The sequence below is a fragment of the Rhodococcus sp. 11-3 genome (assembly GCF_023704055.1).
Lineage (GTDB): Bacteria > Actinomycetota > Actinomycetes > Mycobacteriales > Mycobacteriaceae > Rhodococcus > Rhodococcus aetherivorans.
On sequence record NZ_CP080406.1, the window covers coordinates 1,469,494 to 1,494,696 of the forward strand.

Annotated in this window: 29 protein-coding genes; 13 read left to right on the plus strand and 16 right to left on the minus strand. The window is 71.0% G+C overall.

All coding sequences use genetic code 11. The features are described from left to right. Window positions 1–27 precede the first annotated feature (27 nt). The 4 genes from KZJ41_RS06895 to KZJ41_RS06910 all read right to left on the minus strand — a co-directional run bounded on the left by KZJ41_RS06895 (window position 28) and on the right by KZJ41_RS06910 (window position 2,970). A complete protein-coding gene (locus tag KZJ41_RS06895) occupies window positions 28–573 on the minus strand; it encodes a hypothetical protein (protein WP_084648664.1) in 546 nt (181 codons plus the stop codon). Then, window positions 570–860 (minus strand): helix-turn-helix transcriptional regulator, encoded by a 291-nt coding sequence (locus KZJ41_RS06900; protein WP_029541869.1) that lies wholly within the window; start codon window positions 858–860, stop codon window positions 570–572. Before KZJ41_RS06900 ends, KZJ41_RS06895 begins: the two co-directional genes overlap by 4 nt. 101 nt (window positions 861–961) lie before the next feature. Beyond that, window positions 962–1,336, minus strand: coding sequence for an RNA-binding S4 domain-containing protein (locus KZJ41_RS06905; RefSeq protein ID WP_006936062.1), 375 nt, complete (start codon window positions 1,334–1,336; stop codon window positions 962–964). Then, window positions 1,333–2,970, minus strand: coding sequence for an ABC-F family ATP-binding cassette domain-containing protein (locus KZJ41_RS06910; RefSeq protein ID WP_065922927.1), 1,638 nt, complete (start codon window positions 2,968–2,970; stop codon window positions 1,333–1,335). Before KZJ41_RS06910 ends, KZJ41_RS06905 begins: the two co-directional genes overlap by 4 nt. Before the next feature lie 86 nt (window positions 2,971–3,056). Here KZJ41_RS06910 and KZJ41_RS06915 point away from each other — a divergent pair, with 86 nt between their 5' ends. Together KZJ41_RS06915 and KZJ41_RS06920 are read left to right on the plus strand one after the other, a co-directional pair. After that, the gene (locus KZJ41_RS06915; protein ID WP_006936057.1) at window positions 3,057–3,881 is read left to right on the plus strand and encodes an aldo/keto reductase; all 825 of its coding nucleotides are present in this window, start codon (window positions 3,057–3,059) and stop codon (window positions 3,879–3,881) included. A 148-nt stretch (window positions 3,882–4,029) separates the two neighbouring features. Then, the gene (locus tag KZJ41_RS06920; RefSeq protein WP_006936055.1) at window positions 4,030–4,536 is read left to right on the plus strand and encodes a pyridoxamine 5'-phosphate oxidase family protein; all 507 of its coding nucleotides are present in this window, start codon (window positions 4,030–4,032) and stop codon (window positions 4,534–4,536) included. A gap of 109 nt (window positions 4,537–4,645) precedes the next feature. On the opposite strand, the gene KZJ41_RS06925 is transcribed toward KZJ41_RS06920, so the two are convergent. Further along, a complete protein-coding gene (locus KZJ41_RS06925; RefSeq protein ID WP_029541879.1) occupies window positions 4,646–5,707 on the minus strand; it encodes a S1C family serine protease in 1,062 nt (353 codons plus the stop codon). Further along, window positions 5,704–6,804, minus strand: coding sequence for an NAD(P)-binding domain-containing protein (locus KZJ41_RS06930; protein WP_065922926.1), 1,101 nt, complete (start codon window positions 6,802–6,804; stop codon window positions 5,704–5,706). The genes KZJ41_RS06925 and KZJ41_RS06930 overlap by 4 nt, the downstream gene beginning before the upstream one ends. Window positions 6,805–7,033: 229 nt before the next feature. On the opposite strand from KZJ41_RS06930, the gene KZJ41_RS06935 reads away from it, so the two are divergent. The 5 genes from KZJ41_RS06935 to KZJ41_RS06955 all read left to right on the plus strand — a co-directional run bounded on the left by KZJ41_RS06935 (window position 7,034) and on the right by KZJ41_RS06955 (window position 10,960). Next, a complete protein-coding gene (locus KZJ41_RS06935; RefSeq protein WP_029541883.1) occupies window positions 7,034–7,921 on the plus strand; it encodes an SPFH domain-containing protein in 888 nt (295 codons plus the stop codon). Between the two features lie 15 nt (window positions 7,922–7,936). Beyond that, window positions 7,937–8,137 carry a hypothetical protein gene (locus KZJ41_RS06940; protein ID WP_050034723.1) on the plus strand — a complete coding sequence of 67 codons (201 nt, stop codon included), beginning with the start codon at window positions 7,937–7,939 and terminating at the stop codon, window positions 8,135–8,137. 70 nt (window positions 8,138–8,207) lie between these two features. After that, window positions 8,208–8,939 (plus strand): enoyl-CoA hydratase, encoded by a 732-nt coding sequence (locus KZJ41_RS06945; protein ID WP_029541887.1) that lies wholly within the window; start codon window positions 8,208–8,210, stop codon window positions 8,937–8,939. Window positions 8,940–8,968: 29 nt separating this feature from the next. After that, window positions 8,969–10,084, plus strand: coding sequence for an MBL fold metallo-hydrolase (locus KZJ41_RS06950; RefSeq protein ID WP_006941094.1), 1,116 nt, complete (start codon window positions 8,969–8,971; stop codon window positions 10,082–10,084). Window positions 10,085–10,195: 111 nt separating this feature from the next. Next, complete coding sequence (locus KZJ41_RS06955; RefSeq protein ID WP_006941093.1) at window positions 10,196–10,960, plus strand: ZIP family metal transporter; 765 nt, start codon at window positions 10,196–10,198, stop codon at window positions 10,958–10,960. Window positions 10,961–10,966: 6 nt separating this feature from the next. Here KZJ41_RS06955 and KZJ41_RS06960 read toward each other — a convergent pair whose 3' ends face one another. Next, on the minus strand, window positions 10,967–11,311 hold the full coding sequence (locus KZJ41_RS06960; RefSeq protein ID WP_006941091.1) for a hypothetical protein: 345 nt from the start codon (window positions 11,309–11,311) through the stop codon (window positions 10,967–10,969). 88 nt (window positions 11,312–11,399) lie between these two features. After that, window positions 11,400–12,287, minus strand: a complete 888-nt coding sequence (locus tag KZJ41_RS06965) for a LysR family transcriptional regulator (protein WP_043797769.1) — start codon at window positions 12,285–12,287, stop codon at window positions 11,400–11,402. A 100-nt stretch (window positions 12,288–12,387) separates the two neighbouring features. Here KZJ41_RS06965 and KZJ41_RS06970 point away from each other — a divergent pair, with 100 nt between their 5' ends. The 6 genes from KZJ41_RS06970 (at window position 12,388) to KZJ41_RS06995 (ending at window position 17,248) form a co-directional block, all read left to right on the plus strand. After that, window positions 12,388–12,753: a nuclear transport factor 2 family protein gene (locus tag KZJ41_RS06970; RefSeq protein WP_006941088.1), complete on the plus strand. Its 366-nt coding sequence runs from the start codon at window positions 12,388–12,390 to the stop codon at window positions 12,751–12,753. 61 nt (window positions 12,754–12,814) lie between these two features. Then, complete coding sequence (locus KZJ41_RS06975; protein ID WP_231771914.1) at window positions 12,815–15,292, plus strand: HAD-IC family P-type ATPase; 2,478 nt, start codon at window positions 12,815–12,817, stop codon at window positions 15,290–15,292. 123 nt (window positions 15,293–15,415) lie between these two features. Continuing rightward, window positions 15,416–15,700, plus strand: coding sequence for an antitoxin (locus KZJ41_RS06980; protein ID WP_029541908.1), 285 nt, complete (start codon window positions 15,416–15,418; stop codon window positions 15,698–15,700). A gap of 106 nt (window positions 15,701–15,806) precedes the next feature. Continuing rightward, window positions 15,807–16,052, plus strand: a complete 246-nt coding sequence (locus KZJ41_RS06985; RefSeq protein ID WP_006941082.1) for an antitoxin — start codon at window positions 15,807–15,809, stop codon at window positions 16,050–16,052. 86 nt (window positions 16,053–16,138) lie between these two features. After that, window positions 16,139–16,327, plus strand: a complete 189-nt coding sequence (locus KZJ41_RS06990) for an antitoxin (protein WP_006941081.1) — start codon at window positions 16,139–16,141, stop codon at window positions 16,325–16,327. A gap of 252 nt (window positions 16,328–16,579) precedes the next feature. Beyond that, window positions 16,580–17,248 (plus strand): ScbR family autoregulator-binding transcription factor, encoded by a 669-nt coding sequence (locus KZJ41_RS06995; RefSeq protein ID WP_006941080.1) that lies wholly within the window; start codon window positions 16,580–16,582, stop codon window positions 17,246–17,248. On the opposite strand, the gene KZJ41_RS07000 is transcribed toward KZJ41_RS06995, so the two are convergent. From KZJ41_RS07000 to KZJ41_RS07035, 8 genes are all read right to left on the minus strand, one after another. Next, window positions 17,241–17,903: a TetR/AcrR family transcriptional regulator gene (locus KZJ41_RS07000; protein WP_029541912.1), complete on the minus strand. Its 663-nt coding sequence runs from the start codon at window positions 17,901–17,903 to the stop codon at window positions 17,241–17,243. The genes KZJ41_RS06995 and KZJ41_RS07000 overlap by 8 nt on opposite strands. A gap of 110 nt (window positions 17,904–18,013) precedes the next feature. Then, entirely contained in the window at window positions 18,014–18,766 is a 753-nt protein-coding gene (locus tag KZJ41_RS07005) for an enoyl-CoA hydratase/isomerase family protein (RefSeq protein WP_251550391.1), read from the minus strand. Between the two features lie 2 nt (window positions 18,767–18,768). Next, a complete protein-coding gene (locus KZJ41_RS07010) occupies window positions 18,769–19,431 on the minus strand; it encodes a TetR/AcrR family transcriptional regulator (RefSeq protein WP_050034726.1) in 663 nt (220 codons plus the stop codon). A gap of 31 nt (window positions 19,432–19,462) precedes the next feature. Then, window positions 19,463–20,611, minus strand: coding sequence for an acyl-CoA dehydrogenase family protein (locus KZJ41_RS07015; protein WP_006941064.1), 1,149 nt, complete (start codon window positions 20,609–20,611; stop codon window positions 19,463–19,465). 13 nt (window positions 20,612–20,624) lie between these two features. Continuing rightward, complete coding sequence (locus KZJ41_RS07020) at window positions 20,625–21,815, minus strand: acyl-CoA dehydrogenase family protein (RefSeq protein ID WP_043797761.1); 1,191 nt, start codon at window positions 21,813–21,815, stop codon at window positions 20,625–20,627. After that, the gene (locus tag KZJ41_RS07025; protein ID WP_043797759.1) at window positions 21,812–23,482 is read right to left on the minus strand and encodes a class I adenylate-forming enzyme family protein; all 1,671 of its coding nucleotides are present in this window, start codon (window positions 23,480–23,482) and stop codon (window positions 21,812–21,814) included. The genes KZJ41_RS07020 and KZJ41_RS07025 overlap by 4 nt, the downstream gene beginning before the upstream one ends. A gap of 29 nt (window positions 23,483–23,511) precedes the next feature. Then, complete coding sequence (locus KZJ41_RS07030; RefSeq protein WP_006941061.1) at window positions 23,512–24,243, minus strand: SDR family NAD(P)-dependent oxidoreductase; 732 nt, start codon at window positions 24,241–24,243, stop codon at window positions 23,512–23,514. A gap of 36 nt (window positions 24,244–24,279) precedes the next feature. Further along, the gene (locus KZJ41_RS07035) at window positions 24,280–25,074 is read right to left on the minus strand and encodes an enoyl-CoA hydratase-related protein (protein WP_006941059.1); all 795 of its coding nucleotides are present in this window, start codon (window positions 25,072–25,074) and stop codon (window positions 24,280–24,282) included. Window positions 25,075–25,203: the final 129 nt, after the last annotated feature.

The window sequence follows — 25,203 nt, forward strand, 5'->3', positions numbered from 1 at the left end:
CTCCGTCTTCTCGGGTTGTTCTCTGCGTCAGTCGGTTTCGTCGTGATCGGGGTTGTTCCAGGCGAGGATCATCGCGGGCAGGCAACCGCCGATCAGCGTCGCGGTCAGCGTCATGAGCCCGCCCGCATAGGCCATCCTGGGATGCATGCCGTCGGTCAGCACGCTGCCGACGACGAGGTAGAGCACCGGAATCATCACCAGGGACTGGGTCACGGTCAGGGCGATCGAGCGAGCGCTGTTGCGTTCCTGGATCTCCCGCTCGTCGAGGGCCGCGCGCGGTGCGTCGCCCTGCCGGCCCGAGACGATCTGCAGCGAGATCCAGAGGGGGAAGAACGCCAGGCACGCCGGCAGCCACAGCAGTGGTCCCCGTTCGAAGAAGTGGCACAGCACGCCCACGGTGAACATGAGAACGAACGTCGCGGCGAGAGCTACGACCAGGATTCGGCGGCGTCGACGAGTGCGCCAGCGCGGCAACATGTTCCGGAACTTTTCTTCGTTCCTCAGGAAGCGCCGGGTGCGGAAGGCCTCGTACCGTTCGAGGAGGGTGGCGTCGTGCACGGGCATCTCGGTCACTGTGCGTCACGTCCTTCGGTTGCGGTGCGGATCCGGTACACCTCGGTGGACAGCGGCCCGAACTCGGTGCGGGAGAACACGGCCTCGACCGGGAGGCCGAAGACGTCGCAGATGCGGAAGGCGAGGTCGAGGCTCGGGTAGTGGTCGCCACGCTCGAGGGCGCCGACGGTCTGGGGATTGACCTCGACGAGCTGCGCGAGCTGCGCGCGGCTCATCCCGCGTTCCGCGCGCAGGACGCGGATGCGGTTGTGGATCGGCAGGGTTTCCCCCCGACGTACCGGACTCATACAACGAAGTATTGTAAAAACCCAACGAACGGTCAAGCGGTGTCGACGCGTCCGCGCGGCAGGCAGCACCCCGGCGCGCCGCCGAAAGACCCGCGGGAGTCCTACTCGAGCAGCCCGCGGAGCCGGTCGAGCTCGCGCCGGTCCCGCTTGGTGGGCCGGCCCGTGCCGCGGTCGCGGCGGGGAATCGAGGCGAGGATCTCCTTCGGTGGGGGAGGGGGACTGTGGTCCTCGTACGCCTGGGCGGCGACCGGCGCCCCCACCCGCTTGGCCAGCAGCTGCGTCACCCGCACGATCCGTTCCGCCCCGGCCACGCGCACCCGCACCTCGTCGCCGACCTTCACGGGCTGCGACGGCTTCGCGGGGGCGTCGTTGACCCGCACGTGCCCGCCGCGGCACGCGGCCGCGGCGGCGGACCGCGTCTTGAACAGGCGCACCGCCCAGGTCCAGCTGTCCACCCGGACGCTGCCCGCCGTCATGCCGGCTCCTCCGTCAGCCGCCCCCCGTCGAGGTGCCACCGGCGGGTCGAACGGGTGTTGGCGAGCATCCGGCGATCGTGGGTGACCAGCAGCAGCGTGCCCTCGAAGCTGTCGACGGCCTGCTCGAGCTGCTCGATCGCGGGCAGGTCCAGGTGGTTCGTCGGTTCGTCGAGCACCAGCAGGTTCACCCCGCGGGCCTGCAGCAGGGCCAGTCCGGCCCGGGTGCGTTCGCCCGGTGACAGCGACGACGCGGACCGCAGCACGTGGTGGCCCCTGAGCCCGAACTTGGCGAGCAGCGTCCGCACCTCCGCGTCCGGCCAATCCGGCACCTGCGCGGCGAAGGCGTCCACGAGCGGCTCGTCGCCCTCGAACAGCGCACGTGCCTGGTCGATCTCGCCGATCCTCACGCCCGACCCGAGGGCCGCGGTGCCGGTGTCGGGCCGGATCCGGCCCAGCAGCAGGCGCAGCAGCGTCGTCTTCCCGGCGCCGTTCGGGCCGGTGACGACGATCCGGTCGCCCCACTGCACCTGCGTCGTGACGGGGCCGAGCACGAAGTCGCCGCGGTCGACGCGTGCGCCGTTCAGGGTGGCCACCACCGCACCGCTGCGCGGCGCCGCCGCGATCGACATGCGCAGCTCCCACTCCTTGCGCGGCTCCTCGACGACGTCGAGCCGCTCGATGCGGCGCTGCGTCTGCCGCGCCTTCGCCGCCTGCTTCTCGGTGGCCTCGGCGCGGAACTTCTTGCCGAGCTTGTCGTTGTCCTTGGACTTGCGGCGGGCGTTGCGGACCCCGTGCTCGAGCCAGTTGCGCTGCATCCGGGCGCGATCCTCGAGCTCCTGCTTGGTGTCCGCGTACTCCTCGTAGGTCTCGCGGGCGTGCCGCCGAGCCACCTCGCGTTCGACGAGGTAGGCCTCGTAACCGCCGTCGTACACCGCGATCTGTTGCTGCGTCAGATCCAGTTCGACGATCCCGGTGACCGTGCGGGCCAGGAACTCGCGGTCGTGGCTGATCACCATCAGCGCGGTGCGGGTCTCGGCGACGAATCGCTCGAGCTGATCGAGGCCGGCCAGATCGAGGTCGTTCGTGGGTTCGTCGAGCAGCAGCACGTCGTACCGGGACAGCAGCAGGGCCGCCAGCCCGGCCCGCGCCGCCTGTCCCCCGGAGAGCCCCGTCATGGGCGCGTCCAGCCCGACCTCGAGGCCCAGGTCGGCGACGACCTTCTCGGCGCGTTCGGCGAGATCCGCGCCGCCGAGCGCGAGCCACCGTTCCAGGGCGGGGGTGTAGTCGTCGACATCGGTGGTCCCCAGCGCCTCGGCCGCGGCGTTCATCGCGTGCTCGGCGTCGGTGACACCGGTCCGTCGGCCGAGGAAGCCGAGGATCGTCTCGCCCGGGACGCGCTCGGGTTCCTGGGCGAGATACCCGACGGTGGCGTCGGGCGGGCTGAGGACGACCGTGCCGGTGACGTCGGCGGTGCCGACCCCGGCGAGCGTCGTGAGCAGGGTGGACTTGCCTGCGCCGTTGGCGCCGACCAGGCCGATCACGTCGCCGGGCGCGACGGTCAGGCTCAGGTCGGTGAACAGGGTGCGTTCGCCCCGGGAGGCGGACAGGCCGCTGATGCGCAGTGTTGCAGTCACCTCTCGATTATCCCCACGCGCGTCGCGGGGTTTCCGGATGGTGGGATGCGGGGAACACCGGGCGGCCGGAACGGGTTGGGCCGATCATGACCGTTCCCACGATCACCCTCAACGACGGCAACACCATTCCGCAGCTCGGCTTCGGCCTGTGGCAGGTCGAGGACGAGCAGAGCTACGACGCGGTGACCGAGGCGCTGCGGGTGGGCTACCGCAGCATCGACACCGCGGCCCTCTACGGCAACGAGGCCGGCACCGGCCGCGCGCTGCGCGACTCGGGCGTCCCCCGCGACGAGCTGTTCGTCACCACCAAGCTGTGGAACAGCGACCAGGGCTACGACTCGGCGCTGCGCGCCTTCGACACGAGCCTGGGCAGGCTCGGCCTCGACTACGTCGACCTGTACCTGATCCACTGGCCGGCGCCGGCCCAGGACCGCTACATCGACACCTTCCGCGCCTTCCAGAAGATCAAGGCGGAGGGCCGCGCCCGCTCGATCGGCGTCTCCAACTTCCGGGTCGAGGATCTCGACCGGCTGATCGACGCCGTCGGCGAGGTCCCGGCCGTCAACCAGATCGAGCTGCATCCGCGGTTCAACCAGGCCGAGCTGCGGGCGTATCACACCGGCAAGGGCATCGCCACCGAGGCCTGGAGCCCCCTCGGCCAGGGCACCGTGCTCGAGGACCCGACGCTGAGGTCGATCGCGCAGGCGCACGGCCGCACCGTCGCGCAGGTGATCCTGCGCTGGCACATCCAGCTCGGCACCATCGTCATCCCGAAGTCCGTCACGCCCGAGCGCATCGCGAGCAACTTCGACGTCTTCGGTTTCGAGCTGACCGCGGACGACCTCGACCGCATCCGCGGGCTGCACGACGACGGCGGCCGCATCGGCGGCGATCCCGCCACGTTCTCCTGATCCGCGGGGCCGGGGCGGTGGCCGAATGTGACACGCGTTCGATCTGATCGACGCAGTGTGACATTCGGCCCGGGCGGGCGATGAGTTCTCCCGGTCCGACCGGTCCGTATCGATACGGGCTCCGGCCGGAGCCGGGAGAGGAGTCGTCGTGAGCACACCTGTCACCACCACCGTCGATGCCCGCTTCGGGGACGAAGGGGAGCCGCCCCTGCCGTGGACCGACACGGAGGAGCTTCTCGAGTCCGCGCAGCTGTACTGGCTCAGCACGGTCCGGCGCGACGGCGTACCGCATGTGACACCGCTGATCGGACTGTGGCACGCGGGCGGATTCGTCTTCTGCACGGGCCCGGGCGAGCAGAAGACGCACAACCTCCGGCACAACGATGCGGTGGCTGTCACCACGGGCGTCGCGACGTGGGCGGCCGGCACGGACGTCGTGGTCGAGGGGCGGGCCCGGCGCGTCACCGACGGCGACGCGCTGCGCGACGTCGCCGAGGCGTACTACGTCAAGTACGGCCAGCAGTGGCGGTTCGAGGTCCACGGCGACGCCGTCGGGCCGGTGGACGACCCGGGCTGGGTCTTCCGCGTCGAGCCGAGCAAGGTGCTCGTCTTCGCCAAGGGGCCGTTCGGGCAGACCACGCACCGGTTCGCCTGACCGCCCGTGCCGACGGCCCGTTCCCGGCCGGATGTCACATTGCTTCGATCCGATCGAATGCATGTCACATTCGGCCACACAACCGCGCGAGCACCGCGCCGGTCGCCTGTCAGCGGGGCGGGCCGGCGTCCAGCGTGAGCGTGGCGGTGCGTCGCTGCCCGGCGGCGTCGAGCCAGCCGATCTCCACGCTGTCGCCCGGCCGTCGCGCCATCAGCATTTCCTCGAGGTCCGCCGTGGACGAGACCGGGCGCCGGTCGAACGCGACGATGACGTCGCCGATCTCGAGGTCGGTGCCGGCGGCCGGGGTGCCGTAGCCGACCCACAGCACTTCGGCGCCGGTCTCCTGGCCGCCGGTCCGGCCGGTGGTGACGCTCACGCCGAGCAGCGGGGTCGGGCCGACGTGCACCGTCCCGGCGCTCGTGCCGGTACGGACCTGGTCCACCACGTCGAGGGCGATCCCGATGGGCACCGCGTACGCCTCGGGTGGGTCGGGGACGACGGCCGGATCCGGTTCCAAGGCCCCGGCGGTGTTCACCCCCACGACGGTGCCGAACGCGTCGACGAGCGGACCCCCGGAGTCCCCGGGCCGGATCGCCGCGTCGACCTGCAGCATTCCGCTGAGCCGGCGCAGGGATCCGTCCATCGAATCGCGCACCGACACCGTCTTGTCGACGGCGACGACCGTGCCGGGCGCAGGCACGACGACCCCGCCGCCGTCCGCGTTGCCGAAGGCGGTCACCGGCGCTCCCGGTTGCGGAAGGGGGCTCTCGGTGACGGCCGCGACCGGCAGGCCGGCGGCGGAGCCGAGTTGCAGTACGGCGATGTCGAGGGTGGTGTCGTAGCCGAGCACCGCGACGTCGTAACTCGCACCCGTGTGGGGGCTGACCGCGCTGATGTCGGTGGCGCCGGTGACGACGTGGTGGTTCGTGAGCACCGTGCCGTCGGCGGTGAGGACGATGCCGGTGCCCGAGATGCCGCGCCAGCCGCGGTTGGCGGAGAGGGTGACGACGGCCGGCGTGATCCGTGCCGCCACCTCCTCGGTGGTAGGCACGACGGGCGGGGCGGGTGCCGGGGGTGGCGGCGGCAGCACGACGATCTCGACCGTCGCCGGCGCGGTGAGCACCAGTCCGGCGGACACCATCGCCAGGACGGCGCCGATGCGGCGGATCACGGCCCCGGCGCGGTGGCCGCGAGATGGTCGACGAGTTCGCGGGCGGCGGCGCGACCGGCGCGGTTCGCGCCGATGGTCGACGCCGACGGCCCGTACCCGACGAGGTGGACCCGCGGGTCCGCGGCGACCTGCGTCGCCAGCTTCCCCGTCATGGTGATGCCGCCGCCGGGATTGCGCAGGCCGAGGGGCGCGAGATGGTCGAGGGAACTGCGGAAACCGGTGCACCACAGGATGACATCGACATCGAGCGTGGTGCCGTCGGGCCACCGGACGCCGGTCTCGGTGATCTCGTCGAACATCGGGAGGCGGTCGAGTGCGCCGCGTTCGCGGGCCGCACGGATAGCGGGCGTGACCGGCAGTCCGGTCACCGACACCACCGACCCGGGCGGCAGGCCCCGCCGTACCCGGTCCTCGACCAGCGCGACGGCGGCCCGGCCGAGTTCCGGGGTGAAATCCTCGTCGCGCCAGGCGGGTTCGCGGCGGGTCACCCAGGTGGTTTCGGTGACGCGGGAGATCTCGTCGAGCAGCTGCACCGCCGAGATGCCGCCGCCGACGACGAGGACGTGGCGGCCGGTGAACTCGTCGGCGCTGCGGTAGTCCCGGGTGTGCAGCTGGCGTCCGCGGAAGCGGGTGGCGCCCGGGTACCAGGGCACGAAGGGGTGTTCCCACGTGCCGGTGGCGTTGACCAGTCCGCGGGCGGAATACACGCCGCGGTCGGTCTCCACGCGCAGTCGCTCGCCGCGGGCGCACACCACGCCGACCTGGACGGGGCGGTGCACCGGCAGGTGGAAGCGGGCCTCGTAGGCGCGGTAGTACTCGGGAACCGCGGCGGCCGCCGGCACCTGCCCGGCGGTGGTGTCGACCGCTTCGGAGAACGGCCACCCCGGCAGGTCGTGTACTCCGTTGACGGTGCTCAGCGTCAACGACGGCCACCGCTCCTGCCAGGCGCCGCCGGGGCCGAACGACCGGTCCAGCACGACGAACCCGGACTCCGGTTCGACGCCGAACCGCTGCAGGAAGTAGGCGGTGGACAGCCCGGCCTGTCCCGCGCCGATCACCACGACGTCGACGGGGGTCGCCGGTGCGTCCGTCGTCATCACCGCCCTCCCTTCCGTGGGTCCGCACCCATGATGCACCGGCGTCCCCGTCGCCGCCGTGCCGTCGGCACGATCGGGGCCGTGCCGTCGGCACGATCGGGTCCGTGCCGTCGGCACGATCGGGGCCGGCGCGACCACCGTCGGAGGGACTCACGGGCTTGTCCGCACGGCCAAAAATGTGATATCACTTTAATATCGCATTGCAATGACCGGGAAGGGAGTCACCGCCATGTCCGCCACCCCCTCCGTAACCATCGAGCGGCCCGGACGATCCGCGAGCGGCTGGTCCGTCCTCGCGATCGCGCTCGCCGTGGACGTCGTGGCAGCGGCGCTCGCCGTGTTCGGCGCGGTGAACCACAACGTCGCGCTCGTCGTGGCCGGCGCGGTGCTGTTCGTCCCCGCCACCGTGGCGCTCGCCGGCCTGGTCCTCGTCGAACCCAACGAGGCCCGCGTGCTGCAGTTGCTCGGCAGCTCGTACTCGGGCACCCTCCGGCAGGACGGGCTGCGCTGGATGAACCCGCTCAACACCCGGCGCAAGATCTCCACCCGCATCCGCAACCACGAGACCGGGATCGCCAAGGTCAACGACGCCGACGGCAACCCCATCGAGATCTCCGCCGTCATCGTGTGGCAGGTCGAGGACACCGCCCGGGCCGTGTTCGACGTCGACGACTTCGAGGAGTTCGTCGCCGTGCAGACCGAGGCGGCCGTCCGCCACATCGCCGGCAGCTACCCGTACGACGCGGGCCCGGAGACGTTGTCGCTGCGGCAGAACGCCGACGAGATCACCTCGAGGCTCTCCGCGGAAGTCGACGAGCGGGTCGGATCCGCCGGCGTGCGGGTCGTCGAATCCCGGATCAACCGGCTCGCGTACGCGCCCGAGATCGCGCAGGCCATGCTGCGCCGCCAGCAGGCGGGTGCCGTCATCGCCGCGCGCGAGCAGATCGTCAGGGGCGCGGTCGGCATGGTCGGAACCGCCCTCGAACAGCTCGAGAAGGAGCACACCATCGAGCTCGACGAGGAGCGCAGGGCCGCGATGGTGAGCAATCTGCTCGTGGTCCTGTGTGGTGACCAGAGCGCGCAACCGGTGCTCAACACCGGATCGCTCTACGCCTGAGGGCTCGTCGACGCCATGGCGGAACGCAAGAAGCTCCTGCTCCGGCTCGACCCGGCGGTCCACGACGCGCTCGCGCGGTGGGCCGCCGACGAGTTGCGCAGCACCAACGCGCAGATCGAGTTCCTGCTCCGGCGCGCGCTGAGCGAGGCGGGACGCATGCCGCGCGACGCCGGGCGCATCCGCAAGCCCGGCCGGCCGCGCGCGGACGAGGGCTGACGCGGAGCGACGTCGCGCCCGTGCGCGGCGGGTGCGATGATGCGTGCCGGCGACGAAAGGTGAAGCACACATGATGGGGATCAGCCGCGACGGCGACGTGGTCACGCTCGAACTGCGGCGCGAGGAGCGCCGCAACGCGCTCAACACCGAGCTGTGCGTCCAGGTCCGGGAGGGACTCGAGGAGGCGCTCGACGGGGGTGCGCGTGCGGTCGTGATCACCGGCCGGGGCTCGAGCTTCTGCGCCGGCGCCGACCTGTCGGGGGACGTCTACGCGGAGGGATTCCTCGACAGCCTGGGCGAGATGCTGCGTGCCATCCAGGAGGCGCCCGTGCCGGTGATCGCCGCGATCAACGGCCCCGCCATCGGCGCGGGCACCCAGCTCGCTCTCGCCGCGGACCTGCGGGTCGTCGCGCCGGGTGCTCGCTTTGCGATTCCCGCGGCGCGCCTTGGTATCTCGGTGGACCGGTGGACGGTACGACGGCTGGCCTCCCTGCTCGGCGGCGGCCCCTCGCGGGCCGTGCTGCTCGCCGCCGAGCCGGTCGACGCCCACGAGGCCGTGGACCGCGGCCTGGCCAACCGGATCGGCGACCTCGTCGCCGCGCAGTCCTGGGCACACGAGATCGCCAAGCTCGCACCGCTGTCGCTGCACGCGATGAAGCTGTTCCTCAACGACGACGGCACCCGCGACGAGCCGTCGCCCGAGCAGACGGCCGCGCTGGCCGCGGCGTGGCTCAGCGAGGACGTCCAGGAGGCCCGGCTCGCCCGCGCGGAACGCCGGGAGCCGGTCTTCCGCGGCCGCTGAGCGCGCCCGCGCCCCTCTACAGTGGTGGGGTGAGCGTCAAGCAGACCGCCTCGTCCGCCCTCGCCGGCGCCGGCTTGCTGTGGGTGGCGCGCGCCGCCCGCGGCGTCCCCGGCTCGATCGGCGCGACTCCGGCGGACATCCGCCCGTACGCCGCCGGCTCACCCCGGTATCGGAACGGCCGGTTCCACAACTCGGAGCCGAGCAGCACGGTGCTGCCCGAGGCCGGCGGCAGCCTCGTCAAGGACATGCTCACCCGACGGTCTTCCGGCACGCCGCGCGACGCGGTGCCGCTCGCGCCGCAGCTCGCGCCGGTGCAGGCCGCGGAACTGGCGGTCACCTGGTACGGGCACTCGAGCGTCCTCCTCGAGATCGACGGCCACCGGATCCTCGCCGACCCGGTGTGGAGCGAGCGGGTCTCGCCGTCGCCGGCCGTGGGCCCGGCCCGGTTGCACCCGTCGCCGGTCGAACTGGCGGAACTGCCGCCGATCGACGCCGTCGTGATTTCCCACGACCACTACGACCACCTGGACCGCGAGACCGTGGAGGCGCTCGCGGCCACGCAGCGCGAGGCCCGGTTCCTGGTGCCGCTCGGCGTGGGCGCGCACCTGCGCCGGTGGCGGATCCCGGCCGACCGGATCGTCGAGCTGGACTGGGACCAGCACACCGAGGTGGGCGCGCTCACCGTCACGTGCACCGAGGCGCGGCACTTCTCCGGACGCGGCCTGATCCGCAACATCACGCTGTGGTCGTCGTGGGTGATCGCGGGGCCGACGCGAACCGCGTTCTTCGGCGGCGACAGCGGCTACACGCCCCGGTTCGCCGGCATCGGGGACCGCTACGGCCCGTTCGATCTGACGTTGCTGCCGGTGGGGGCGTACGACCCGCGGTGGCCCGACGTGCACATGAACCCGGAGGAGGCGGTGCGCACCCACCTCGATCTCGGGGGCGGCGACCACCCCGGCCTGCTCGTCCCCGTGCACTGGGGCACCTTCAACCTGGCGTTCCACGCGTGGTCGGAGCCGATCGCGCGGCTCCTGCCGGCCGCTCGGGAGGAGGGGGTGCCCACGGCCGTGCCGATGCCGGGGCAGCGGGTCGACGCACTGCGGCCGGGCTCGCAGGATCCGTGGTGGGTTCCGCTCGGCTGACCCCGGGCCGGTAGGGGTTTCCAGGCCGGTAGGGGTTTCCGGGCCGCCGCAGCGGGTATCCCGCCGTCCGTCGGGGAGCGTCGGAGGGAGGGCGGGGCCATCGTCGAATCGTTGCTCTTCGGGATCATCGCCTCGAGTGCGCTGGTGCTCGGTGCCCTGGTGGGCGGATGGGTGGAGATCCCCAAACGCGTTCTCGCGGCGATGCTGGCGTTCGCCGCCGGCGCGCTCATCACCGCCCTGTCGTTCGAGTTGTTCGAGGATTCGTACGAGAAGGGCGGCATCTGGCGCGCGGCGATCGGACTCGTCGTCGGCGCGCTCGTGTTCACCGTGCTCAGCGCGTGGCTGGACCGGGTGGCCGAGGGCCGGCGGGAGAAGGACCACGGCAGCGAGAAACTCGACGTCGACGCGGCCGCCGAGGAAACCGCGCCGTCGTCGTCCTCGGTGAGCGGGGCGGCCGGGCTGGCGCTGCTGGCGGCGGTCACGCTCGATGGGGTGCCCGAGAACGTGGCGCTCGGTGTGTCCCTGGGGGAGGGCACCGGCGGCCTCGCCCTGCTGGTCGCGATCTTCGTGTCCAACTTCCCGGAGTCGCTCGTCGGCAGCGCCTCCATGCGCGCTCAGGGCCGGTCCCGGGGGTACATCCTCGGGATGTGGGTCGCGTGCGCCACGCTGCTGACCGTCGCCGTCGTCGTCGGGGCCGGGCCGCTCGCGGTGACCCCGCCGGAGACGATCTCCCTGCCGTTGGCGTTCGCGGCGGGCGCGGTGCTGGCGTCGCTGGCCGACACGCTCATGCCGGAGGCCTACGAGAAGGGCGGTCCCACGGTCGCGCTGAGCACCGCCGCGGGATTCGTGCTGTCGTTCGTCCTCGCGACGCTGTGAGCGGTGTCAGCGCGTCGTAGCGGCACGCTTGCGTTCGACGAGCGCCCGCGTGACGAGGAAGGCGATCGCCACACTCGCGACGGTACGCACCAGGCGGTTGACGTCCACCGCCGGCTGCCACGACAGCTTGCCGCCGCTGATGACGTACGCGCCCACCGGGCGAGCCCCGACGCCGAAGCCGCCGCCCTCGCCGTTCTCCCCGTCGGGCGAGTACCCCCCGCCTCCGCCGGCACCGCCGGAGACCACGGCCGCGGTGATGACCGTCAGGCCGTCCTTCTCGACCGGCTCCGAGTACACGCGCTTGACCGTGACCGTGTCGCGTGCCTTGGCCATCAGGTCCTCGAGATTCATGTCCGCCCCCTGTCGTCGTGGATTCGACTCCGGCCGGTTCGCCGGCCCGTGCCCATTCTCGGCCGCGGGCCGCCGCCGGGGAAGTGTCCTAGGTCCCTGCGACGGCGAAGGCGCGACGGCTGTGCCGGACGAGTTCGCGCAGGGCCGGAGCGTCCGTATCGGACCAGATCAGCGACAGCACCGCGGGCCCGGTGGCGTCGTCCAGGGTGAGCCCGCACAACCGGCCCTCGAAGTGCGCGGTCATCGAGCGGCTGAGGATCGCCACGCCCAGCCCGCGGAGGGCGAGGTCGGCGACGGTGTCCGGGGAACTGGCCTGCAGGGCGATGTCGGGGCGCAGGCCGGCGGCGGCACACGCCCGGTCGAACACGGTCCGGATCCCGGTGCCCTCGGGCATGGACACGACGGGGTGCGCGCACACGTCCGCGAGCGTGAGGCGGGCGCGGCCGGTCAGCGGGTGACCGGGCGGCACGGCCGCGACGATCGGTTCGCTGACGAGGGTGAGCGCCTCGAGGCCCGGGGGCGGGCTGCCGGCGGAGCCGACGAGGGCGAGGTCCACGGTGGCGCAGCGGACCCGCTCGACGAGCCGGTCGGAGGCGTCCTCGACGAGGGTGATCTCGACCCCCGGGTGCGCGCGGTGGAACGCGGCGAGCGCGTCGAACAGCCCGGTGACGGTGCAGGCGGTGACCATGCCGACCACCAGCCGTCCGCGGATCAGTGCCGTCACCTCCTCGACCGCCTGCCGGGCGGCCGCGGCGGACGCCAGCGCGGCCCGGGCGTGCGGCAGGGCCGCCTCCCCGGCCGTGGTCAGGGTGGCGGTGCGGGTGGAGCGGTCGAACAGGGCGGCGCCGAGGTCGTGCTCGAGCCGGCGGACCTGGGCGCTGATCCCGGACTGGCTGATGTGGACGCGGTGGGCCGCCCGGGTGAAGTTCGCCTCCTCGGCCACCGCGACGAAGTACTCGAGCTGCCGCAGTTCCATAACCCCGGATTCTAGTTCCGATCAGAACAATCTGTTGGACTTCTGACTCTGCGGGTCGGAGGCTGGAGGTGTCCCGCTTCCGTTCCTGGAGAGGATGACCGTGTCCGACGCAGAGAAGGCTTGGCAGCCAGAGGATCTCACCCGCCTGTTCGTCGAGCGCTCCAACGCCGGCGACGCGGCGGGTGTCGCCGCACTGTACGAGGAGGACGCCGTGATGGCCTACCCGCCGGGCGGTCGCACGGTGGGCCGCGAGGCCATCCGCCGCTTGTGGGAGCAGGTGCTGGAACACGCGCCCCACTTCGAACCCGAGCCGCCGCTGCCGACACTGATCAGCGGCGACCTCGCGCTGACCGCCACCCCGCCGAAGGACGGCGCCGGCGCCCGGGCCCAGGTGGCCCGCCGCCAGCCCGACGGCAGCTGGCTGCGCGTGCTCGACCAGCCCGAGTTCGTCCGCCCGGACAGCTGAGCCCGGCGCGAGGCGTCACGGCACGGCGGCGGAGCGCAGCGGGTGGCTTAGCCTGATTCCCATGGCAGCAGAGGAGCCCACCGCCGTCGCCGACCAGGCGGCCGCGCCCCCGACCGACGCGCGGCACATCGAGCTGGGCCTGACCACCGAGCAGGTCGCCGAACGCGTGGCCCGGGGCGCCACCAACGACGTGCCGGACCGGGCGTCGCGGTCGGTCGGCGAGATCGTCCGCGCCAACGTCTTCACCCGCATCAACGCGATCCTGGCCGTCCTGCTGGCCATCGTCCTGGCCACCGGCTCGATCATCGACGGCATGTTCGGCCTGCTGATCATCCTCAACAGCGCCGTCGGAATCGTGCAGGAGATCCGCGCGAAGTGGACCCTCGACAGGCTCGCGATCGTCAGCCAGGCCAAGCCTCTCGTGCGCCGGGACGGAGTGGTGGCCGAGCTCCCGCCGCGCGAGGTGGTGCTCGACGACATCATCGAACTCGGCCCCGGCGACCAGGCGGTGGTGGACGGGTTCGTCGTCGAGGCCGAGGGGCTCGAACTCGACGAGTCGCTGCTCACCGGTGAGGCCGATCCTGTGCACAAGGAGCTCGGCGCACACGTCCTCTCGGGCAGCTTCGTCGCGGCGGGCAGCGGCGCCTACCGGGCCACGAAGGTCGGCCGTGACGCGTACGCAGCCCGGCTCGCCGAGGAAGCCAGCAAGTTCACGCTCGTGCACTCGGAACTGCGCGCCGGCATCGACAAGATCCTGAAATTCATCACCTACCTGATGATCCCGGCGGGCCTGCTCATCATCTACAACCAGCTGTTCTCGAGCGGCGAGGCGCTCGGCCCGGCACTCAGCGGCATGGTCGCCGCGCTCGTTCCGATGGTCCCCGAGGGCCTGGTGCTGATGACGTCGATCGCGTTCGCGGTGGGCGTGATCCGTCTCGGTCGCCGGCAGTGCCTCGTGCAGGAACTGCCGGCCATCGAGGGCCTCGCCCGCGTCGACGTGGTCTGCGCCGACAAGACCGGCACGCTCACCGAGAACGGCATGCGCCTGGCGAACGTCGTGTGCGTCGACGGCAGCGACGAGACGGCCGCCCGTGCCGCGCTCGCGGCGATGGCCGCCGACGACCCGCGTCCCAACGCCAGCGTCCTCGCCGTCCGCGAGGCGATGCCGGACGACCCCGGCTGGGGAGAGGCCACCGCCGTCGCCCCGTTCTCGTCGGCGAAGAAGTGGAGCGGCCAGTCGTACGGCGACCACGGCGACTGGGTGCTCGGCGCACCGGACGTGCTGCTCGATCCCGGCTCGGAGGCGGCCCGGCGCGCCGAGGCGCTCGGGGCGCAGGGGCTGCGGGTGCTGCTGCTCGGCCGGTGCGACCGTCCCGTCGACGACCCGCACGCCCCCGGCACGGTCACCGCGCAGGCCCTCGTCGTGCTCGAGCAGCGGGTCCGGCCCGACGCCAAGCCGACCCTCGAGTACTTCGCGAGCCAGCAGGTCGAGGTCAAGGTCATCTCCGGCGACAACGCCGTGTCGGTCGGCGCGGTCGCGACGTCGCTCGGCCTGCCGCACGCCGATCACCCCGTCGATGCCCGCACCCTGCCGGAGGACCGCGACCGGCTCGCCGACACCCTCGACTCGGCCACCACCTTCGGTCGCGTGCGGCCCGACCAGAAACGGGCGATGGTCGGAGCCCTCCAGTCGCGCGGGCACACCGTCGCCATGACCGGCGACGGGGTCAACGACGTGCTGGCGCTCAAGGACGCCGACATCGGGGTCGCGATGGGCTCCGGCAGCCCGGCTACCCGTGCGGTCGCGCAGATCGTGTTGCTGGACAACAAGTTCGCCACCCTGCCCTACGTCGTCGCCGAGGGCCGGCGGGTGATCGGCAACATCGAGCGGGTCTCGAACCTGTTCCTCACCAAGACCGTGTACTCCGTACTGCTGGCGTTCCTCGTGGGGCTCTCGGGCGCGTTGTCCCAGGTGTTCGGCTACGAGCCGATGCCGTATCCGTTCCTGCCGCGGCACGTGACGATCGCGGCGTGGTTCACCATCGGAGTCCCCGCGTTCATCCTGTCGCTCGCCCCCAACAACGAGCGGGCCCGCTCCGGCTTCGTGTCGCGGGTGATGCGCCTGGCGATCCCGTCGGGTGTGATCATCGGGATCAGCACGTACGTCTGCTACATCCTGGTGTACGCCGGGCCCGAGCAGACCGAGGCGCAGAAGATGCAGGCCGGCACCGCGGCGCTGATCACCTTGATCATGATCGCGCTGTGGGTGCTCGCCGTGGTGGCGCGGCCGTACGTGATGTGGAAACTGGTGCTGCTGGCCGGTTCGGTGCTCGGGTACCTGGTCCTGTTCGCCTTCCCCTTCGCCCGCGAGTTCTTCGCCCTCGACATCTCCAACGTCGGCGCAATGGTCACGGCGTTCACGTGCGGGGCGATCGGCGTGGTCCTCGTGGAGGTCTCGTGGTGGGTGACCGGGCGGGTCCACGGTGAGCACCGCCGGCTGTTCGCCGCCAGTGAGGACCTGTTGCCGGGCGTGCACTGACGGGGACGAGGGCACTGCCCCGGCCCGGCCGGGGACGGGGACACTGCGCCGCCGCGGCAGGTTTGGGAACCGGCCCGCGGTGGCACGCTGAGGCATCGATCCCTCGAACGGAAGGAGCGGCAGATGGGTTTGAAGGATTCGATCAAGGGCCTGGTCGACAAGGGCAGGGCGTACGCGGAGAAGAACCCCGACAAGGCCGGCGGGTTCGTCGACAAGGCAGGCGACGCCGCCGATGCCCGGACGGGCGGCAAGTACGCCCAGCACGTGGACAAGGTGCAGGACGCCGCGAAGAAGCACCTCGGTACCGCGGACCATCCCGTTCCCGGTGCGACTCCGGGTCCCGCGGGACGGCCCGGCCCGGAGTCCGATCCCGGCCCGCAGGCGCAGCCGGGCCCGCGCAGCCCGTAGCAGTGCAGGTCTTCGGCGGGTGGTCCCGACAGGGATCTCCCGCTCTGCGTCCACCGGTGGCACGCTGGTGACGATCCGACCATTGCACAGAGAAGGGATGGACCCGATGCGATTCATGGATTCGCTCAAGGGCCTGGTCGACAAGGGCAAGGACTATGCCCGGAAGAACCCGGACACGGTGAACAACGCCATCGACAAGGCCGGCGATCTCGCCCGGACGAAGGGGCCCCGAAAGTACTCCCGGCACGTCGGCAAGGCGCAGGAAGCGGTGAAGAAGACCCTCGGCACCGAAGGTCGCGGACCGGGTCCGGCTGCCGGACCCGGCCCGGCTCCCGGACCCGACCCCCGATAGCGCGGCGTCGGACCCGGCCCCACGTCCGGTCGCGACCTGCTGTGGCAGGCTTGGCCCGCTCGATCATTCGGACGAAAGGACGCGACGTGGGTTTCATGGATTCGGTCAAGGGGCTGGTCGACAAGGGCAAGGAGTTCGCGGCGCAGAACCCCGACAAGGTCGACGAGGCGATCGAGAAGGCCGGTGATCTCGCGGACCGCAAGACCGGCGGAAAGTACGCCGAGCAGGTCGACAAGGCGCAGGACGCGGCGAAGAAGGCCCTCGGCGCCGGATAGGCCGGGGCCGCCGATCGGCCCGTGCTGCCGAGGGGGAGCGGGGCGGGCACGCCGGTGCCGTCCACCCTCCGTTGAACGGTCGATCGGTCTTGTTAAGGTGGCTGGTGCCTTCCGCCGGGATCGACGCAGATCCCGGCGGGCCGCCCAGGGGGAGTCGGCGGTGTGTCGGTCGGGGGTTGTCGAGGGGATGTACGTCGGATGCCTCGGGCCGAGGTGTCTCGTCGGAATCCGCCTCGCGAGAAAGGTGAGTGAGTGGCCAAGCAAGCCCGCGCCGCAGTGACCCGGCAGCAGATCGTGCGCGCCGCCGCCGCGATGTTCGACGAACGAGGGTTCCACGGCGCCAGCTTCGCCGACATTCTCCGCGACACGGGACTGTCCAAGGGGGCGGTGTACTTCCATTTCGCGTCGAAGATCGACCTCGCCGGCGCCATCGTCGCCGAGCAGCACCGCCGCTCGATCGCGCTCGTCGATGCGATCGCCGGCACCGAGGCGTCGACCCTCGAACAGATCGTGATGCTGTGCCACGGCATCGGCCGGCAGATGATCGAGGACCCCGTCGTGCGCGCCGGGATCCGGCTCACCCTCGAACTCGGCAGTCTCGACAAGCCCGCCGGGCCGTACCTGGACTGGATCACGGCCTGCGAGGCGTTCGGCCGTCGTGCCGTCGAGGAAGGCGACCTGGATGCCCACCTCGATCCGTCGATGCTGGCGCACTTCGTGATCTCCGCGTTCACGGGCGTGCAGCTCCTGTCCGACGTCCTCGCCGGGCGCGTCGACCTCGAGGAGCGGATCGACCAGATGTGGACGCTGCTGCTGCCCGGCATCATGCCGACCTCCCGCCACGACGCGATCGAGACGGTGCGCGGGGCGCGCTGGTCGCTACCTCTCGGCGGCGACCTGCTTCCCGTGTCGGCTACGTGAGCAACTGCGCGTAGTCGTCGCGGCGCTCGGCCGGGAGGAGCGTGTTCAGCACGAAGCGGGTCTGGAGCCGGATGTACTCGTCGAGCGTGTAGATCGCCCCGAAGTGCCAGTGCTTGAGCGCCCAGCCGTGCGCCAGCAGCATGATGTCGAAGACCATCAGGTCGACATCGACCGGGTTCATCACGCCCGCATCGATCCCCGCGTCGAGCGCGGCGCGCAGCGGCGCCGAGGACTCCACCTCGAGTTCCTTGATCCGGGCGCGTCCGGCGTCGTCGAGGGTGCGGCTCTCCCGGTAGGTGAGCACCGTGGCGTGGAGGTTCTCGTCCACGATCTCGATGTAGCGGCGCATCCCGGCGGCGAGCCGCTCGACGGGGTCGTCGCCGACGGCGTCCATGGCCGGTTCGAGCTGGTCGCGGAAGGCGTCGAGGATCGCGAGGATGGTCGCGAGGAGGACGTCCTCCTTGCCACCGAAGTACTTGTAGATCAGCCCCACGCTCACCCCGGCCTCGTCGGCCAGCGCCTGCATGGACATCTGGTGGAACCCGGTCCGCTGCATGACCGTCACCGCGGCGTCGAGCACCTGTTTGCGGCGGGAGCTGGTGCGCACGGCTCGCACGGCCTCGTCCACGGGTAGCGCGTCGTGGTCGGTGGTCATGGTGGTGCTCCTCGTCGCCGCTGGGTCGGATCCACAGTACCGAGTGATCCGGGCGGGTCGTCCGGCGCAGCCCCGGGCGGCGGACATCCCGCGACGGCCCGCACGCCGGGCTACCGGGCGCGCGCGACGAATCCTTCCAGCAAGCGGACGGTGTCCGGCGTCTCGATCAACCGGCTGATCTCGTCGAGCTCTCGGGCGAACCCCTCATCGCCCCGAGCTGCGACGATGCAGCGTTTGGCGGACGCGTAGGCGGCCGGCGGCAGCTGCGCGAGTCGATCGGCCAAGGCTCGGGCCTCGGTCTCGACGTCGGCGTCGGTGGCCCACTGCACGATTCCGAGCCGTTCGGCCGCACGGCCGGTGACCAGTTCGGCGCCGAGAACGAGCCGGTGCGCCACCGACGGACCGGCCAGCCGGGTGAGCCGTTGCGTGCCCCCCGCACCGGGGAGGAGCCCGATTCCCACCTCGGGAAGCCCGAGCTTCACCGAGGCGCCCGCGACGCGGAAGTCGCACGCGAGGGCCAACTCGAGGCCGCCTCCCGTGGCGGCACCGGCGAGGGCGGCCACCGAGGGCTTCGGCAGCGCCTCGATGCGGGCGAACACGTCCTGGAGCCGTGCGGTGAAGCGGCGCAGGCGTGCACCCCGATCGGGCTGCGTGCTCCAGGACTCCATCATCGCGATGTCCGCGCCTCCGCAGAAGATCCGCCGGGCACTGCGGATCAGGACGGCCCGTACGGCGGGGTCCTCGCCCAGCGTCGTGACCGCCTCGGCCAGGGCCTCCGCCTGCGCCTCGTCGAAGGCGTTGGCGGGGGGACGGTCGAGGGTGATGATCCCGACGCGGTCTTCGCGTGTGGTGACGACGCTCACGGTTACTCCAGCAGGTGTCGGTAGCGGGTTCGGTGTTCTTGTGGCAGAACGGTGTTGAGCACGAACCGGGTCTGCAGCCGGATGTAGTCGTCGAGGCTGTAGAGCCGGCCGAAATGCCAGTGCTTGAGCGCCCAGCCGTGGGCGAGCAGCACCAGGTCGAAGACCATCAGGTCGACGTCGACCGGGTTCATGATGCCGGCGTCGATGCCGTCGGTCAGCACCGCACGCAGCGGGGCGGAGGTGGCGATCTCGAGCCGCTTGAGCATCTCCCGCCCGGCCGGGTCGAGCGTGCGGCTCTCGCGGTAGGTCAGGGCCACGGCGTCGAGGTTCTCGTCGACGATCTCCACGAACCGGCCGATCCCCGCGGCCAGGCGCTCCACGGGGTCCGTGCCGGCCGCCGCCATCGCGGGCTCGAGCTGATCCCGGAACGCGTCCAGGATGGCGGTGATGGTGGCGAGGAGGATCTCCTCCTTGTTGCCGAAGTACTTGTAGAGCAGGCCCACGCTGACGTTCGCCTCGTCGGCCAGCGCCTGCATGGACATCTGATGGAACCCTGTGCGCTGCATCACCTTCGCGGCAGCGATCAGGATCTGCCTGCGCCGGGAGTTCGCACGGACCGCGCGCACGGCCTCGTCGATCGGCAGCTCGCTCGGATCGGCCGACATGGGCGTCCTCCTCGTCGCTCGGGACGGCCGCTCAGATCCCGAGATCCTTGGCGACGATCGTCTTCATGATCTCGGTGGTGCCACCGTAGATGGTCTGGATGCGGGCGTCGACGAACGCGCGTGCCACCGCGTACTCGCGCATGTACCCGTAGCCGCCGTGCAACTGCAGGCACCGGTCCGCGACCCGCACCTGCAGTTCGGTGGCCCACCACTTCAGCCGCGCCGCGCGGGCGGCGGTGAGCTCGCCGGCAACGTGCTCGGCGATGCAGTCGTCGAGGAACGTGCGGGCCAGATCCAGCTCGGTGGCCAGTTCGGCCAGCACGAACTGGGTGTTCTGGAAGCTCGAGACCGGCTTGCCGAAGGCCTTGCGCTCCCTGACGTAGGTGAGGGTCTCGGCGAACACGCCCTCCGCCGCGGCGACCGCGCCGATCGCGAGCGACAACCGTTCCTGCGGCAGGTTGTGCACGAGCTGGTAGAAGCCCTGTCCCTCCTCGCCGAGCCGGTTCGCGACCGGGACCCGCATGTCCGTGAAGGCCAGCTCGCTGGTGTCCTGCGCGTGCAGGCCGATCTTCTCCAGATTGCGCCCGCGGGAGAAGCCGGCGGTGTCGGCCTCGACGACGAGCAGGGTCAGGCCCTTGTGCGGGTCGTCGGAGGTGCGGGTGGCGACGACGAACAGGTCGCCGTTCTGCCCGTTGGAGATGAACGTCTTGGCGCCGTTGACCACGTAGTGGTCGCCGTCGCGCACCGCCGAGGTGCGGATGCCGGTCAGGTCGCTGCCGGTGCCGGGTTCGGTCATCGCGATGCCGAGGACGGTCTCGCCGGTGACGGCGCCGGGCAGCCAGCGCGCCTTCTGCTCGTCGGTGGTCATGTCGGTCAGGTACGGCAGCACGACGTCGTTCTGCAGCGAGAACGCGATCCCGGCGGCCGCGTTGCCCGCCCGGTTGACCTCCTCGATCAGGATGGCGTTGTAGCGGAAGTCGTCGACGCCGGGACCGCCGTACTCCTCCGGGACCGGGAAGCCGAGCAGGCCCAGCTTGCCGGCCTCGGTGAACAGGGACCGGTCGAGGCAGCTCGCCCGTTCCCAGTCCTCGTGCACCGGGGTGATCTTGTCCCGGACGAAGTCACGGACGACCTCGCGGAACTGCAGGTGCTCGGAGTCGTGGATCAATCGTGCGTTCATGGTGGGATTCCTGTCAGCGGAAGGCGTTTTCGCCGGTGAAGGCCTGGCCGAGCACCAGCTGGTGCATCTCGGGGGTGCCCTCGTAGGTGAGCACGGACTCGAGGTTGACCATGTGCCGGATGACGGGGTACTCGAGGGAGATGCCGTTGCCGCCGAGAATGGTTCGCGCGGTGCGGCAGATCTCGATGGCCTCGCGGGTGTTGTTGAGCTTGCCGAAGCTCACCTGCTCGGGCCGCAGCCCGACGCTGTCCTTGAGCCGGCCGAGGTGCAGCGACAGCAACTGGCCCTTGTGCAGTTCGACGGCCATGTCGGCGAGCTTGGCCTGGGTGAGCTGGAATCCGCCGATGGGGCGGCCGAACTGGGTGCGCTGCATCGAGTAGTCGCGGGCGGCCTCCCACGCCGAGCGCGCGGCGCCCATCGCGCCCCAGATGATGCCGTACCGCGCCTCGGACAGGCTCTGCAGCGGCGCCTTGACGCCCTTGGCCTCGGGCAGCAGCGCGTCGGCGGGCAGGCGCACGTTGTCCAGGACGAGTTCGCCGGTGACCGAGGCGCGCAGCGACAGCTTGTGCTTGATGGTGTGGGCGCTGAAACCGGGTGTGTCGGTGGGCACGACGAAGCCACGGACGCCCTCGTCGGTGTTCGCCCAGACCACGGCGACGTCGGCGATGGAGCCGTTGGTGATCCACATCTTGCGACCGTCGAGAACCCAGTCGGATCCGTCCCGGCGGGCGCGGGTCTTCATCGCCCCCGGGTCGGAGCCGACGTCGGGTTCGGTCAGGCCGAAGCAGCCGATGATCTCGCCCGCCGCCATGCCCGGCAGCCAGCGCTGCTTCTGCTCCTCGGAACCGTTGTTCCAGATCGAGAACATCGCGAGCGAGCCCTGCACCGAGACCAGGGAGCGGATGCCGGAGTCGGCGGCTTCCAACTCGAGGCAGGCGAGGCCGTAGTGCACGGCGGACGAGCCACCGCACCCGTAGCCCTCGAGGTGCATACCGAGGAGGCCGAGCTTGCCGAATTCGCGGGCGAGGTCGCGCACGCCGGGCAGGTCGCCGGCCTCGAACCACTCCGCGATGTGCGGAGTGACGTGCTCGGCGCAGAACTTGCGAACGGTGTCGCGGACGGCGAGCTCGTCGTCGGAGTAGAGCGAGTCGATGGCGAGCGGGTCGAGGGCGTCGAACTTGGGGAGGGTGGTGGCGGTGCTCATCGGGTCATCCTCGAGTCGGAGGGAGCGGAGAAGAGGCCGGCGGCGAACTCGGCCGCGGCGGCTTCGGTGGCCTTGTAATGCAGCTTCTTGCCGGTGGGGGAGACGGGCAGGGTCTCGACGAACCGGTAGGCGCGCGGCCGCTTGAACGACGAGAGCATCGGGTGGGAGCGGCAGTGGGCGTCGAGGTGATCGACCGTCAGCGAGGGATCCTCGGCGACGATGTAGGCGACGACGATGCGTCCCCACTTCTCGTCCGGGACGCCGACGACGAGCGAGTCCTGCACCTGCGCATGGGCGTTGAGTGCCTCTTCCACCTGCACCGGGTGGACGTTCTCGCCGCCGGAGATGAGCATGTCGTCCTTGCGTCCGACGATGGTGACGAACTCGTCGGCGTCCCAGGTGGCGAGGTCGCCGATGTGCAGCCAACCCTGGTGGAACTTGGCCCTCTCCTGGTCGGGGGTGTCGAAGTAGGCGTTGGCGCACTTGGGGGAGCGGACGATGACCTCACCGACGTCGTGGCCGTCGTGGGCGACGACGTCGTCGGGGTCGGCGAGCCGGTCGGGGTAGACGTGGACGACGCGGACCTCGTCGTCGGTGCAGGCGCGGCCGGCGCTGCCGGCGCGGTCGGGCAGGTCGGCCGGCCGCAGGAAGGTGTTCCAGAAGGCCTCGGTGGTGCCGTAGCCGTTGAAGATCCGGGGGTTGAGCACCTTCTGGTAGCGCAGCGCCGCCTCCTTCTCGAGCGGCGCGCCCATCGTGACGATGCCGCGCAGGCTGGACAGGTCGCGCGGGCGCGCCTCCTGGGCGGCGGCGAGCATGGCGAGATTGGTCGGTGCGCCGATGAGGAAGGTCAGTCCGTACGCGGCGACGAGGTCGAGGACCCGGTCGGCGTCGAACGACCGCAGCGGCACCACTTCACCGCCGACGTAGAACGTCGGGTTGGGCCCGCCCGCGTGCAGGCCGCCGCGGTGGAACCACGGGGTCATGTTGAGCGTCTTGTCGTCGGGGCCGAGCGGGAAGTGCATGATCACGTCGTGGGCGCTGAAGATCTCGATCATGCTGTTGAGCGGCACGCCCTTCGGCATGCCCGTCGTGCCGGAGGTGTAGAGACGGGTGGTCTCGTCCCACACCGTGCGATGCAGCGGCGGTAGCGCGATGCGGTCGGCGGCCAGGTACCGGTACCGCATCACCGTGACGCCGTCGACTTCGACGGTGTCGCCGTCGCCGACGGCCACGATCACCCTCGGGGTGTGCGCTGCGAGCCGCAACGCCTCCTGCACCATATCGGTGAGTTCGGTGTCGTAGACGAATACCGCAGGGGTGCACTTGTCGAGGACGAACGCCGTCTCGCCGGCCGCCAGGCGGAAGTTCACCGGCGAGCCGACCGCCCCGACGGCCTGCGTGGCGAGGTAGAGCTCGGCGAATTCGACGCCGTTGAACAGCTGGTAGGCGACGACGTCCCCGGTCTGCACCCCCGCGTCCGCCAGGCCCGTCGCGATCCGGTCGACGCGCTCCCCGAGCTGCGCGTAGGTCCACTGCCGCCCGGTGCCGGGGTCGCTCAGGGCGACCTGGTGTGCGTAACGCTTGGTGTTGCGCCGGAATCCGTTGAGGTACGTGAAGTCGTTCTCGAAGTACTCCCGGTAGGCCCGGGCGTTGTACGACGCGGTCATGGTGTCCGTCCTCCCTCGCGTGTCCGCGGTCAGCCGGCCATCGTGAGGCCGCCGCTGACGCTGATCACCTGACCGGTGACGAACGACGCGGCCTCCGACGCGAAGAACAGCACGGGGGCGGCGACTTCGTCGGGCCGGGCGAGCCGGCGGAACGGGATGGCCTTGATCAGTGCGGCCTTGAGCTTCTCGTCCTGCGCCTGGAACAGCGGGGTGTCGGTGGGGCCGGGGCACACGCAGTTGACGTTGATGCCGTGCCGCGCCATCTCGCGGGCGAGGGACTTGGTCAGCGCGATGACGCCGCCCTTCGCCCCGGCGTAGATCGACTCGCCGGAGCTGCCGACGCGGCCGGCGTCGGAGGCGAGGTTGATCACGCGGCCGCCGTTGCCGGCTTCGATGATGCCGGGCAGGAAGGCGCTGCACACGTGCACCGGGCCGAGGTAATTGATCGCCACGACCTTCTGCGCGAATTCGGGTGTGGCGTTGAGGAACTGATCGGTGCGGTCCCAGCCGGCGGCGTTGACGAGCACGTTCGGCACGCCGACCTCGGCGTGGGTGCGCTCGCGCAGCTCGTCGACCTGGGCCCGGTCGGCGATGTCCACCGGCAGGGCGGTGATCAGCTCGGGGTACTCCTTGGCGGTGGCCTCGGCGGCGGCGAGGTCGAGGTCGGCGGCGACCACGCGGTCGCCCTGTGCGGCGAAGGCCAGTGCGATGGCCTTGCCGATGCCGGAGCCGGCGCCGGTGACCAGTGCGATGTTGCTCATGAGGGGTCCTCTCGGGGAATCCGAAATGGGGAGGGATCAGGCCTTGACGAACTTGGCGAAGTCGGCGGGCCGCTTCTCGGCGAACGCGTTGGCGCCCTCGAGGCCCTCGTCGGACTTGCCGAACAGGTCGAGCGCCGACATCGCGAGGTTGCTCAGGCCGGCCTGGTGGTCGGTGTCCGCGTTGAACGACTGCTTGAGGAACTTGATGGCGGTGGGGCTCTTCTCGGCGATCTCGGCGGCGATCGCCTTGGCCTCGTCGAGCAGCTTGTCCTGCGGCACGACCCAGTTGACCAGGCCCCAGCGCTCGGCGGTGGCGGCGTCGTACTGGCGGCACAGGTACCAGATCTCGCGGGCGCGCTTCTCGCCGACCACGCGGGCGAGGAAGGCCGAGCCGAAACCGGCGTCGAACGATCCGACCTTCGGGCCGGCCTGGCCGAACTTGGCGTTCTCCGAGGCGATCGTGAGGTCGCACAGCACGTGCAGCACGTGTCCGCCGCCGACGGCGACTCCGTTGACCGCGGCGATGACCGGCTTCGGGATGTCGCGAATCAGCTTGTGCAGGTAGCCGATCTCGAACATGCCGCTCTCGGTGGGGCCGTAGTCGCCGGTCTCGGCGCGCTGCTTGACGTCGCCGCCGGTGCAGAACGCCTTCTCGCCGGCGCCGGTGAGGATGATCGCCGAGACCCGGCTGTCGGCCCACGCGGCGCGGAACGCCTTGATGAGCTCCTCGACGGTCTTGCCGCGGAACGCGTTGTAGCGGTGCGGGCGGTCGATCGTGATGATCGCCGCGGGGCCGTCGATCTCGTAGGTGATGTCCTCGAACACGGTCATGATGACTCCTCGTCAGCGCAGGTCGGGTCAGGAATTGAAGTTCTGTTCATGAGTGATGAATTGTGCTTCACTAACTATGAACGTACATTCACTACCGGAGGGTGTCAAGGGTCACACGGCCCCCGGTTT